Source organism: Nocardiopsis alkaliphila YIM 80379, assembly GCF_000341005.1.
GTDB classification, from domain to species: Bacteria; Actinomycetota; Actinomycetes; order Streptosporangiales; family Streptosporangiaceae; genus Nocardiopsis; species Nocardiopsis alkaliphila.
The window spans coordinates 63,280-76,496 of sequence record NZ_ANBD01000071.1 but is presented as its reverse complement, the minus strand read 5'-3'; the positions used below and the strand labels follow the sequence as shown (position 1 = coordinate 76,496).

The following is a 13,217-nucleotide window of genomic DNA, read 5'->3' as shown; positions in this document are numbered from 1 at the left end:
GTGAGGGGGACGAATCCCGCAACAGACGGGATTCGTCCCCCTATCAGAACATCGAAATGTGCACGTGGTCGAAGTGGTTCTCGGTGATGCTTCCCCGGTCCGCCATCGGACGCCAGTCGGTGTCCCCACGACGTACGTCCCAGATCTGCTGGCGGTAGATCACGTACATGACCCCCAGGTCATCGGCGTTCTCCCGGGCCCAGTTCGCGATGTCCCAACCGCGCTGGACCTGCTCCGCCGAGGGCGTGGAACCGTTGCCGTCGACCATGAAGTCGCAGGCACGTCCCTTGGGGTGCTCGCCCACGACCCAGCCGCCCACGGCCCTGTAGCAGCCCACGCCACCCACGTCGTCGCCTCGCCCGAATTTCTCGATCGCCAGGTCACGCATCTGCTCGGTGCGCGGAGTGATGTTGTCCGGCGGCCGCATCGGCTGGTTCGGGTGGTCGGCGATGAGTCGACGCACTTCCATGCGTCGATCTTCCAGCTCGTCCAGGTCGGACTCCGCCTCGGCCAGTTGTTCCTCGGCGTTGGCCTGGGCGACCTCATCCCGGGAGAGCGCCTGATCGAGTTGGTCGATCTTCTCTTGGTTGCTGGTGGAGAGGTAGTCGATCACCACGGCGCGTTCGATGACCTCGTCCGGCTCCACCTCCACGAACAGCGACATGGAGGGGTCGATACCGCTGCTGGTGTAGGTGGCGACCGCCAGGGAACGCACCTGTTCGCGCGCCGCCTCCACGTCCTCACGGGTGGAGTCGGCGCGGTCCTGGGCGCGTTCGGCCTCCTCCATCACCTGTTCCATGTCGCGCAGTTCCCCGTTGTACTCCTCACTGAGGGCTTCGGCCCGTGCCTCCAGGGTCTGCATGTTCTCCGGCTCCCGAGGCGCCAGGGTCGCGGCGGCGGGTGCGGGGGCTCCGGTGATGGCCAAGAGGACGATGGCCAGTGCCGCAGTGCGGCCCGAACCCAGGCCGGGACGTAGCACGTGGGCGAGTGGGCGTGCACAGTCGGCGAGGCTCTCCCGCCAGGTGCGGTCGGGCGCCCAGAAGTCGGCGTAGTCGTCCACTCTGTTCAGGTCGTCGGACTGCACGATGTGGTCGCTCCTCGTGCCCACGTACGCCCCCTGCGGGCATGAGGCGCCGTGGACGCTGCTGTCGTCTTTCCCGGATCCGGCAGAGCGCTCGTCCTCACGGGCCTGCGGCCCCTCGAATGGTGGCGCGAGGGTCACGGGATGGTAATGAGTGTAGGCACTCCTGGGGGTCTTGAGGGAGAGGGAGTGATCGCAGTCCCCATTAAACCGGTCAATGTGGGATAAATAACCATGATTAGGTTAAGAATTTTGCTGAACCGGCCTGTGGGTTCGTGGTTGAGTTGGTGCCGTGATGGCTCTTGAGCACTACGAAGCGACCCTCGCCACCACGGCGGACGCCACCCGGCGGTGCGTTCCCCTGCCCGGCGGTCATTGTCGCATGCCCCGCTGTACTTCCTGAGCCCCGCCCCAGGCCTTCCGAGGATCACGCCCGGTGTCCCTTGCGCCGCCTCGGCCCCGCCCGGAGCCCTCGACCGCCGGCACCACCGGCGCGTCGCAGCCGCCCGCCCTCCGAGCTCTTCGTACGCTCGGACGTGGGCGTCGAACCCACGCTGAGTCCAGCACACCCCTCCTCGCCCGTGGGCGAGAGCTGCGACACCACCGCCACATGTCGATGGGAAAACCGTGATTGACGCAGTGGGTCTCCACAAGACCTACAGGTTGAAGAATCGCCAGGTGCACGCCCTGAACGGGGTCGACCTGCATGTCGAGGCCGGTGAGATCTACGGAGTCGTGGGTCAAAGCGGTGCCGGAAAGAGCACGCTCCTGCGCTCGGTGAACCTCCTGGAACGCCCCGACGCCGGCGTCGTCAACGTCGACGGTGAGGAACTCACCGCACTGCGCGGCGGTCGATTGCGCGCGGCCCGCCGTCGGATGGGCATGGTGCACCAGCACTTCGCCCTGCTCTCCTCACGCACAGTCGCCGGGAACGTCGGGTTTCCCCTGGAGGTCGCCGGAGTCTCCCGTGCCCGGCGGGCCACCCGCGTGGGGGAACTCCTGGAACTGGTCGGTTTGGGGGACAAGGCCCGTGCCTATCCCTCCCAACTCTCCGGTGGTCAGAAGCAGCGCGTGGGCATCGCCCGCGCCCTGGCCTCGGACCCGCGGGTCCTGCTCAGTGACGAGGCCACCTCGGCCCTGGACCCCGAGACCACCGAATCCATCCTGGCGCTGCTGCGTCGCCTGCGTGACGAACTCGGCTTGACCATCCTGTTGATCACCCACGAGATGGACGTGATCAAGCGGATCTGCGACTCCGCCGCGATCATGGAGAACGGCGGGTTCCGTGAGGCAGGCCGGGTCTTGGACCTGATCGGTACCCCCGGCTCCTTGTTGGCGCGCTCGCTCTTCCCCCTGCCGGACATCGGTGGCTCCGAGACGGTGGTCATCACCTACCCGCGCTCCTTCGACGAGCCCTTCATGTCCGAACTGACCCGACGCTTCGACGTGGACGTCAACATCCTCGGCGGCGGCGTGGAGCGGGTGGCCGGCCAGTCCGTGGGCCGTCTCAGCGTCGACATGAGCGGTGCTCGCCGTGCCGAGGCGCTCAGGTACCTGTCCCAGAACGGCCTGCTGGTCGAGGAGGCCGGAAAGTGACCACCGACGAAATCCTCTTCCTGGCCCAGGACGGCAACGCCGTCACCGCGGTCCTCGACTTCGTGCGGGATTGGCCGAACATGTGGCCCAGCCTGTGGCTGGGCACCATGGACACCGTTTACATGGTGTGGTGGGCCACGGTCTTCAGCGTGCTCTTCGGACTGCCCCTGGGCGTGCTGCTGGTGGCCACCGACAAGGGCGGCCTCATCCCCGCTCCGGCCGTGCGCGCGGTACTGAGCGCCATCGTCAACATCGGCCGTTCCCTGCCCTTCATCGTGCTGATGGTGGCGGTGCTTTCGTTGACCCGCTTCCTGGTGGGCACCACGCTGGGCCCCACGGCGGCCATCGTGCCGTTGAGCATCGGCGCCATCCCCTTCTTCGCACGCTTGGTGGAGACCTCCCTGCGCGAAGTGGACCGTGAGGTCATCGAGGCCGCGCACGCCATGGGTACGCGCAAGGCCACCATCGTGGGCAAGGTGATGCTGCCCGAGGCCATGCCGGGTCTGATCGCGGGCCTGGTGATGACCGTGGTCACGCTCATCTCGTACTCGGCGATGGCCGGCGCCATCGGTGGTGGTGGTCTTGGAGACCTCGCCATCCGTGAGGGCTACCAACGCTTCAACGATCACTACCTGTGGGCGACCGTGATCCTGCTCGTGGTCATCGTGCAGGTCGCGCAGAGCCTGGGCGACCTGATGGTGCGCAGATTGTCCCGGCGCTGAGTCCACGCCCCTTCCCCCGTCCCCCGTCAGGAATCGTTCGGAACCGACGATGAGGAGAAGGACATGGCAGGGAACGCGAACGTGTGGCGAGGGGCCGTCGTGTTCGGCGCGGTGGCCGTGCTGCTCACGGGATGTGGAAGTCCCAGTGAGCGTGCCGAGGAGGGCGGTGGCGGTGATGACGACGACGTGGTGACCCTGCGTGTGGGCGCCACACCGATGCCGCACGCCGAGGTTCTGCGTTTCGTCGACGAGGAACTGGCCGCCGACGTGGGACTGGCCATCGAGGTGGTCGAGTACACCGACTACAACCAGCCCAACGCGGCCTTGGCCGAGGGGGAACTGGACGCCAACTACTATCAGACGCTTCCGTTCCTGGAGGAGTACCTGGAGGGTGATCCCGGTGCCGATCTGGAGTACGTGGGCGACGTCCACCTCGAGGCCTTCGGCCTGTACTCCGAGGAATTCGCCGACTTGGAGGACCTGCCCGAGGGAGCCGAGATCGCGGTTCCCAACGACGTGTCCAACATGGGCCGAGCGCTGCATCTGCTGGCCGAGCACGAGGTCATCACCCTCACAGACGGCGCCGGTGAGAACGCCGCGGAGTCCGACATCGAGGACAACCCGATGGACATCACGCTCACCCAGATCGAGGCCGCGCAGTTGCCGCGTTCGCTCCAGGACGTGGACGCGGCCGTGGTCAACGGCAACTACGCCTTGGAAGCGAACCTGGCCGAGACCGCCAACGCCCTGGCCTGGGAGGAGACCGAGGGCAGCGTTTACGGCAATGGTCTGGTGGTGCGCTCGGAGGACATCGAGGCCGAGGACATCGTGCGTCTCAACGAACTGTTGCACGGCCCCGAGGTGCGTGAGTTCATGGAGGAGCGCTGGCAGGGCATCGTCATCCCCATGGGCGTGGACGAGTAGGGCGGGACCGAAGAGTGGAAAAGCGGGCCCCGACCCGTCGGGGCCCGGACCGTGCTCGTTTCGGCTCTTTAGAGCGTGCCCGTTTCGGGCGTTCGGATCGTGTGAGGCAAGTAACGGTTGGGTTGCGGCGGCGCTCTTACGCGTTGACTCGACAGGCTGGTTCTGATTCCGTTGTGGGAGCGCTCCCAAACGCGATGTCGCCTCGTCATGGAAGGTGCGTACCGAAGAAGTGAACAACCCCAACGATTTCCCCGAGGGCTTTCTCTGGGGGGCGGCCACCGCCTCCTTCCAGATCGAGGGCGCCACCACCGCAGGCGGCCGAGGCCGCAGTATCTGGGACACCTTCGCCGAGACTCCGGGCAAGGTGCTCAACGGGGACACCGGTGACCCCGCCGACGACCACTACCACCGTTACGCCGAGGACGTCGCGCTGATGAAGCGGCTCAACCTCGGTGCCTACCGATTCTCCATCGCTTGGCCGCGGATCATTCCCGAGGGAAGCGGCAAGGTGAACCAGGAGGGGATCGACTTCTACGACCGTCTGGTCGACAACCTCCTGGAGACCGGGATCCAGCCCTGGGCCACCCTCTACCACTGGGACCTCCCCCAGCCCTTGGAGGACGCGGGCGGTTGGCCGGCTCGTGACACCGCCCTGCGTTTCGCCGACTACGCCAAGGTCGTCGCCGACGCCCTCGGTGATCGGGTCTGCCATTGGATGACCATCAACGAACCCTGGTGCTCGGCCTTCCTCGGCTACCACAACGGCCACCACGCCCCAGGACACAAGGACGCGGCCGCCGCCCTCGCCGCCACCCACCACCTGCTGCTCGGTCACGGGCTGGCGGTCGAGGCGCTCCGCTCCACCGGCCACGACGCCACGGTCGGCCTGGCGCACAACCAGGCCGTCATCCGCCCCCATGGCGCCAACGCCGCCGACGTGCGGGCCGCCCGCCGAGCCGACGGCGTACGCAACCGGATCTTCACCGACCCCCTGTTCAAGGGGGCCTACCCCGCGGACGTCCTGGAGGACCTCGCCGACATCAGCGACTTCTCCTTCGTCAAGGAGGGGGACCTCGCCACGATCTCCGCGCCCTTGGACTTCCTGGGTGTCAACTACTACTCCCCGGAGTTCGTCGCGGGCTCGGCCAAGGGCCTGGACCCGGCGTTGGTCAGTGGTGAGGGCGAGGCCTGGCTGGGCGCGGCCCCCGAGGAGGTCCACGTCTCGCAGGGATTGCCCGTCACCCACATGGGATGGGAGATCGACCCCAGCGGCATGTTCGACGTCCTCCAGCGTCTGGCGGGGGAGAGCGGTGGCATCGACCTGTACGTCACCGAGAACGGATGCGCCTTCGAGGACAGGGTCAGTGAGGACGGCGCCGTTCACGACGCCGACCGCACCGACTACTACGAGGGCCACTTGAGGGCCGCCAAGGAGGCGATCGAGGCCGGAGTCCCCCTGCGTGGCTACTTCGCGTGGTCGCTTCTGGATAATTTCGAGTGGGCGTGGGGATACTCCCGCAGATTCGGCATCGTGCACGTGAACTACGAGACGCAGGAGCGCATCGTCAAGGACACGGGCCTTTGGTACGCCGAACTGGCCAGGACCGGCAGGTTCCCCACACGGTGAACCATGAGCGGCGGTGGGACCTCCCTTCGGGGGTCCCACCGCCCCGTGCCCTCCACGCCCACCGTCCGGAACGTCCGGGCGGAAGGTACATCTCCAAGGAGCCTCGAAGTGGCCAAGAGTGGCGGTCGACAACGACCGACCCTGGAAATGGTGGCGCAGCGGGCCGGCGTGGGGCGGGGCACCGTCTCTCGGGTGATCAACGGTTCCTCCCAAGTCAGTCCGCGCACCCGTGAGGCCGTGCACAACGCCATCTCGGAACTGGGATACAGCCCCAACCAGGCCGCGCGCACACTGGTCACCCGGCGTACCGACACGGTCGCCCTGGTGGTCTCCGAGCCGCGAGATCGCCTGTTCGCGGATCCCTTCTTCGCCGACGTCATCCGCGGCGTCAGTTCGGTACTGCACGAACGAGACCTCCAGCTCATGCTCACCACCGCCCGTGGTGAGGTCGAGCACAAGCGGGTGGGCGATTACCTCAGTGGATCGCACGTGGACGGTGCCATGCTCGTCTCCCTGCACCGTGACGACCCCCTCACCGTCCGACTGGCCGACTCCGGTGTCCCGGTGGTGCATGGTGGCCGCCCCTACTCCGAAGCGGTGCCCGCGCCCTTCTACGTGGACATCGACAACGTGGAAGGCGGGCGCGTGGCCACCCGGCACCTACTGGAGGCCGGTCACGAACGCGTCGGCACCATCACCGGACCCCAGGACATGAACGCCGGTGTGGGGCGACTGCGGGGTTACCACGAGGCGATGGAGGAGGCCGGCCGGGAGATCGACGAGGACCTGGTGATCCAAGGCGACTTCAGCGTCGACGGTGGAGCCGAGGCCATGGCCGCGCTGTTGGACCGGGGCAGTGTCCCCGACGCGTTGTTCGTCGCCTCCGACATGATGGCGATCGGGGCCATCCGAACCCTGCGCGAACGCGGCCTGAACGTGCCCGAGGACGTGGCCCTGGTCGGGTTCGACGACAGCCCCATGGCTCAGCACAGCTCGCCGTCGCTGACCACGGTTCACCAACCCACCGTGCAGATGGGGCGGGAGATGGCGCGCCTGCTGGTGGACGTGGCCATCCCGCGCACCACGGAAGCGGAGACGGTCATGCTGGAAACCCGCCTGGTGATCCGCGAATCCGGGTGAGCCAGGACGGGAGGACACCACGGGCCCGCGTGCGCGCCCCCGCCCGGGAATCGACTTCGTGCCTTCCTCTGGACCGGTGATCACCCTCTGTGCAAAGCTGGTCGCTTTCTCGGGAACGGGGAGCGCATGGATCCGACGGGGGAGCCGATCCACGCCCGATGCGCCATCGACGCTTGCGGATGGTGCGATCGGGAGGGGAACGAGTGTCGGTACTGTTCCGGCACGGGGTGGTGGCGGCCGCAGAGGCCGCATAGGGAGGTCAGCGGTGTGATCGTGTGGCGGCGGGTGGACGAACCCTGTCGGGGTTGCGCCGGCACCGGTAAGGAACATGGCCCGGTCGTCGTTCCCTGAGGGGCCCGCGGTGAACTCCTCCGGTGAAGTCCCGCAGCCGGGCAGAACTCCACCGATACAGCGTGGGACGGTGGAAGGTACCGCGCTGGAGGGGGCCAAGGACCACTGGCCCTCCTGGCAGGTCAGGTCGCCCTCACCCGGTCGGTACTCGGCCGACGGCCGACAGATGGGGGTGGACTCGAGCCGACGCCGTCGTACCGATCCTTTCCACCCGGGCCGGGGCGAGGGTGTGGAGTGGGCTTCGGCCACGACCGTCGCGTGAGGAGCGCGCGGCGCACAGAGCGAAGGAGTGGGAACGTTGCGGTGGGTCACTTATTTGTCGCCCAGCGGTGGCGGCACACGAGCCGGGGCCGTGGACGACCAAGACGTGCTGGGCAGTCCTGACGAGGTCTCTCTCGAACGGTTGTTGGAGGGCGGTCTCCGGGCACTGGAGGCCGCACACGAACGCGCGGTCGAGGGCGCCATCGAAATCATCGTGGAACCGGAAACACGCATGTGCGCACCGGTCGTACCCAGGACGGTGGTGCCGGTACGTATGGGGGACCGTGAGTTGCGAATCGCCCCCGACCTGGTGACGGGGGTGGACGACGCCGTCCTGCCCGAGGCCCGGATGGCCTGTGTGGGTGTGGCGGCGCTCTCGGTGGGAGAGGGGGAGGGCCACGCCTACACCCCGGCCTGCCTGTGGTTGGACGCCGTGGGAGAACCGGTGCAGCTGAGCCTGGGGCCGGTCCTGACCACCGCCGACGAACTCGACGGGGAACCGCTGGAGCTCAGCACCTGGGTGGAGGAACTGGAGAACGGCCGAGGTCGGGTCGACCCGAACACCCCCTGGCTGCTCTCGGGGCCGGAGCGGGTCCGGGCGTTGCTGCCCATCACCACCGCGGAATTGGAGTCGGACGACGAACTGTTCGTCGACGCCGGTGAATTGGGCACCTTCGAGGTCAGAGTCGGTTCCCAGGTCTGACTCCCTTCCCTGAACGGAACCGTTCCGCTCGAGGCGGCGTATCAGGCCGTGTATTCCCAGCGCCAGGGCTCGAAGCGGTCGCGGGCCCGGTACGGGTCCTCCCGACCATGGACGGGGCCCTTGGCGAGCATCCATCGATGCTTCGGGCCCTTCGACTCGTGGACTCCGCCCCGCGGGTCCACGGCCGGACCCGGACCGTGCGCACTGACGCGGGAACACGCGGTCGTTTTGGACGACATCTCCTGGAAGGGACGGACCTGTTCTCGGTACGAGCGGCGGGAGTCGGTCACGCGCGGCGGTCGACCGGAATTCGGCGCGTTCGGCGCCGTCGAGTTCGATGAAGGCCTCGGCGGTGTCGGAGCGCGGCGTCTCCACCGGGTCGAGGGAGAGGGCACAGCGGTGTGTTCGGTCTGCGACCGTCACCGAGCCGACCGGGGGCATCACCGCGGCAGCCACCGGTGGTGGCCTCACTGACGGTGCGCGGGGAGAGGACGTGCGCCGGCGGCTCCTCTGGAGGTGCTGCGGAGTCGTGGGAGCCCTCTTCCGTTTCGCTCGATTCTCAGCGCTTCGAGGGCGTCTTCGTCGAGGGGGCTCGCGACCATGGGAGCGGACGGAGCGGACGAACCGGGCGTGCACGGGAGGGTGGCGCTCAGAGGTAGGAAGAGGTTGACCGAAATACGCTGCGCCGCCCCGGCCTGCTTCGACACGAAATCGAAACTCTTTGTCCTGATATTACTACTATAAGTAACTGGTTTGTGGCGCGGTGGGGCGTTCAGCTGGTTGCCCTTCGGGGACCTGCGCGTACGTGACACCTTTTTGTCACGAACTGTCACTCTTAGTAGCAAAACGGGGGTGTGTCCAAATAGTTACATTGCTGCCCAGGGGGTTTCGGTCGGCCTGCCTGACCTGGGGGATTGGTCATAATGTGGACACGGGAGGCATTATGGTCTTGGACGTCCAAAGTTGATCTTGCTGTTTGGTGCCAAACGACCGAAGCGAGCGCTTCGCGCCCATTGATACGCTATCCACCGCACGCGCACCTTGATGTAGATGGTGCGCGGCTCCTCTCCTCCCAGGCGAGTCCGGCGGACAGTCTTCACATCTCCCCACACTCCCACCGCTTCCTGCATCTGGTGGACCATGTGGTCTATACCGATTTTTTGGTCCGGAGCGGTTCAAACCCTGGGTTCAACAGCCGTTCGAGGCGGTGACACGAAAGGTTGCGAGGGTCCGTGTCGACACGAGCGACGAAGAACGGGGCCGGCGCGCGAAGCGAGCCGGCACAGGCCGATAACGCCGATGCCACGCCNNGACAAAGGCCGATAACGCCGATGCCACGCCCCGGCGTACAGACGATTGGTGGCGGCCACGTAACTGGCGGGTGCGTTCCCGACTGGTGGCCCTCATCGTCATTCCCACCGCCGTGGCGCTCGCGCTCGGCGGCCTGAGGGTCTACGAGGCCTCGGTCTCCACGGTCACCCACGCCCACATCGAGGACAGAGCCGAAGTCGGTGTCCTGATCGTGGAGCTGGCCAATCAGTTGGGCCGCGAACGCACGGCCAGCGCCGTCTACATCTCCGACAGCGCGGATCCGGGCAGCCGCTCGGACTCCCTGCGGCAGGAGTTGGACGACGAGCGGGATTCCTCCCGCGACCTCCAGAGCACGCTCACCGCCCGTCTCGACGACATGGGCGAGATGGACGGTGACCTGGCCCAAGGCCGGCTCTCCACCATGCGAAGTCAGCTCGCCACCTTGGAGGCTCTGCGCACGGAGGTCGACGAGACCCGTATCACGGTCCTTCCGGTGGTCACCAAGTACCGCACCATCGTCCGGTCCCTGGCGGACTTCAACCAGACGATCGCGGACCAGACCAACGACACCGAACTGCGGGAGAGCGTCCGAGCCCTCACCGCGCTGTCGAACGCGCGCGACCAGCTCTCCTACGAGACCGCGCTGATGGGGCACTCCCTGTCCCGCAACTCGATGACCGGTGGTATCTCCGAGGCCATCGACTCCAGCCGGGCCCGCTACGAGAACGAGATCTCCAACTTCGTCCAGGCGGCCAGCCCCGAACAGCGCTCGATCTTCGATGAGCACTTCACCGGTCTGGAGGTCAGCCAGGTCTCCACCATGCGTATGCGTGTGATGTACCGCGCCGACCGTGGGGACGACCTCACCGGTGTGACCGCCAACGACGGTCCCGAGGACTACAGCAACATCGCCGATGTCGCCCTGGAACGTCTTCAGACGGTCGAGACCAGCCTGGCCGAGCGCATCGCCGGCGACGCCAACGACCTCCGTGGCACGGCGCTCACCCGCACCATCCTCGACCTCGTCATCGTGGCCGGCGTGCTCCTGGCCGTCTTCATCCTCACCTCGCTGGTGGTTCGCTCCCTGGTGCGTCCCCTGCGGACCTTGGAGGACGGCGCCCGCCGCGTCGCCGAGCGCGACCTGCCCGAGGCGATCAACCGGATGCAGGAGGCCGGGTCCGTCCCCGACACCGTTCGGGTCACGCCCATCGAGGTGGACACCCAGGACGAAATCGGTGAGGTGGCACGAGCCTTCGACGACGTCCACCGTGTCGCCCTGACACTGGCTTCCGACGAGGCCGCGTTGCGCAGCAACGTCAACGCGATGTTCGTCAACCTCTCCCGCCGAAGCCAGACCCTGGTGGAACGGCAGCTGCGTCTGATCGACGGTCTGGAGCAGTCCGAGCAGGACTCCGACCGCCTGTCCGACCTCTTCCAGCTGGATCACCTGGCCACGCGTATGCGGCGCAACAACGAGAACCTCCTGGTTCTGTCCGGCCAGGACAACACCCGTAAGTGGGCCCAACCCGTCCCGCTCGTCGACGTCCTCCGTGGCGCCGTCTCCGAGGTCGAGCAGTACGAGCGCGTCAACGTGCGCGCACCCTCCCACATCTCTGTACTCGGCCGCCCGGTCAACGACGTCATCCACCTCGTCGCCGAGCTGGTGGAGAACGCCACCGCCTTCTCCCCGCACGACACCGAGGTGCTGGTCAGCGCCAAGGTCTTGGACAGCGGTGCCGTCCAGATCGACGTGACCGACAGTGGTATCGGTATGGCCCCGGACGACCTCGCGGCGATCAACGCCCGCTTGGCCGCGCCGCCGGTCATCGACGTCGCGGTCTCGCGCCGCATGGGTCTGTTCGTGGTCTCGCGCCTGGCGCACCGCCACGGGATCAAGCTGACCCTGAAGGAGGCCCACGGTGGCGGAACCACCGCCAGCGTGATCTTCCCGCCGGACCTGCTCATCACTCCGGTCGAGAACCAGCACGCCCTCGGCGGCACTCAGTCCCGTGCCGAACTCTCCGCAGGAGTCCCCGACACCTTCGCCGACGCCGAGGCGGCCTTCGCCGCCACCCCGGCCGCCGACGAACCGGGCGACCCATGGCAGGACCAAAACGCCGGGGAGGCCTCTCCCGGTGAGCTGGGCGGCCTGCCCAAGCGCACGCCCGGCGGAGTCCGTTCCGAGGAGCACCCGCCCAGCGGCCAGGACCTGTGGAACACCGACAGCAGCGGTTCGGTCTGGGAGCCCCCCAACCGGGCCCAAGGGCTCTCTCCCGGCAATGGTGCCCTCGACAACGGCACCGGGTCCGTGGTGGACCCCTACGACGTGCCGGAGGAGGAAGAGCCGCAGCCGGAGGCGAGCGGTCGGAGCCTGTTCGACCCGGCTCCGCGCAACACCGACACCGGTACGTTCGGTGGCCCGGACACCGGAGCGTTCCGCCGGCCCTCGGACACCGGAGCGTTCAGTCGTCCTTCCTCGGACACCGGAGCGTTCCGCCGGCCCTCCGACACCGGAGCGTTCCGCCGGCCCACCGAGGACGAACGGCGCGAGACCGACGGCTACGACGCCTTCGGTGGCGTGGGGTCCCGCTCCGGCGGTGCCTTCGACACTGGAGCCCACCGGAGCGAGGCCTTCGACGGGGAGCCCCACCAGAACCCGGAACCCACCGAGGCCAGTACCGAATCCTTCCCGGCCGTCTCCCAGTGGGACCACGCGCCTGGTGCGGAGCAGCCCCGACAGCCAGGGCAGGGCGACCCCGGTGGGACGGACGGTTGGCGCGGCGCCGGTGCGGATACGCGTGAGGGCTACGGTTCCACGGCCTATCTCTCCCGACGCTACGGTGGTGCTCAGGGGCCGAACAACACCGTCGTGCCGCCCACACCCGGCGGAGAGGGTTCCGACTCGCTACCGATTTTCGACGCGATCGAGTCCAACTGGTTCAAGCGCCGCAGTGGCGGACCGACCGTGGACGCGACCGAAACCGGTCCGATCCAGCAGGTGCCGGCGGCTCCGGAGAGCGGTGCGCCCGCACGGGAACCCGCCCAACGGACCGACCAGAACCCGCGTTCTGAACAGGACTGGAACTCCGCCGCCGACCGTGGATGGAAGGCCGCGCGTACCGCCGCCGAACCGCTCGCGGGTGGTCTCACCACTTCGGGCTTGCCAAAACGGGTTCCCAAGGCAAACCTTGTTCCAGGGACCGCGCCCAAGCCGGAGAACTTCAAGCAGATGCCTACCCGGAGCGCGGACCGTGTCCGTAACCGCTTCTCGGGTCTGCAGAAGGGCATCCGTGATGGGCGTAACCGCATCGGCGATGGCTCGGCGGGAGAGTGACCCAGGTGGCCAGTGGTGGGACGGGGTCCCTCTCAGTTCTGGAAGCAGGATGCAATAGCATCTACCGAGCTTCTCGGACGCACCACACCCGTCACTTGATAAGAACAGAACACCAGACTCCCGGTCTCCCCCACGGGAGGGGCCGGGCAGTTCGCAGAGGCAGTGCT

The 13,217-nt window shown here is 67.4% G+C and carries 9 protein-coding genes; 8 read left to right on the top strand and 1 reads right to left on the bottom strand.

Annotated features, from left to right (window positions below; translation table 11 throughout):
* Window positions 1-43: 43 nt before the first annotated feature.
* Entirely contained in the window at window positions 44-1,084 is a 1,041-nt protein-coding gene (locus tag D472_RS0111350) for a coiled-coil domain-containing protein (RefSeq protein WP_017604605.1), read from the bottom strand.
* Between the two features lie 636 nt (window positions 1,085-1,720).
* Between D472_RS0111350 and D472_RS0111345 the strand changes: the two genes are divergently transcribed.
* The 8 genes from D472_RS0111345 (at window position 1,721) to D472_RS0111305 (ending at window position 13,050) form a co-directional block, all read left to right on the top strand.
* Window positions 1,721-2,677 (top strand): methionine ABC transporter ATP-binding protein, encoded by a 957-nt coding sequence (locus tag D472_RS0111345; protein ID WP_017604604.1) that lies wholly within the window; start codon window positions 1,721-1,723, stop codon window positions 2,675-2,677.
* Window positions 2,674-3,399: a methionine ABC transporter permease gene (locus D472_RS0111340; protein ID WP_017604603.1), complete on the top strand. Its 726-nt coding sequence runs from the start codon at window positions 2,674-2,676 to the stop codon at window positions 3,397-3,399. Before D472_RS0111345 ends, D472_RS0111340 begins: the two co-directional genes overlap by 4 nt.
* 63 nt (window positions 3,400-3,462) lie before the next feature.
* Entirely contained in the window at window positions 3,463-4,323 is an 861-nt protein-coding gene (locus D472_RS0111335; RefSeq protein ID WP_017604602.1) for a MetQ/NlpA family ABC transporter substrate-binding protein, read from the top strand.
* Between the two features lie 229 nt (window positions 4,324-4,552).
* Entirely contained in the window at window positions 4,553-5,950 is a 1,398-nt protein-coding gene (locus tag D472_RS0111330; RefSeq protein ID WP_017604601.1) for a GH1 family beta-glucosidase, read from the top strand.
* Window positions 5,951-6,058: 108 nt separating this feature from the next.
* Window positions 6,059-7,090 (top strand): LacI family DNA-binding transcriptional regulator, encoded by a 1,032-nt coding sequence (locus D472_RS0111325; protein WP_017604600.1) that lies wholly within the window; start codon window positions 6,059-6,061, stop codon window positions 7,088-7,090.
* 421 nt (window positions 7,091-7,511) lie between these two features.
* Window positions 7,512-7,703: a hypothetical protein gene (locus D472_RS0111320; protein ID WP_017604599.1), complete on the top strand. Its 192-nt coding sequence runs from the start codon at window positions 7,512-7,514 to the stop codon at window positions 7,701-7,703.
* 36 nt (window positions 7,704-7,739) lie between these two features.
* Entirely contained in the window at window positions 7,740-8,405 is a 666-nt protein-coding gene (locus D472_RS0111315) for a hypothetical protein (protein WP_026117591.1), read from the top strand.
* Between the two features lie 1,381 nt (window positions 8,406-9,786).
* Entirely contained in the window at window positions 9,787-13,050 is a 3,264-nt protein-coding gene (locus D472_RS0111305; RefSeq protein WP_017604596.1) for a sensor histidine kinase, read from the top strand.
* Window positions 13,051-13,217 lie beyond the last annotated feature (167 nt).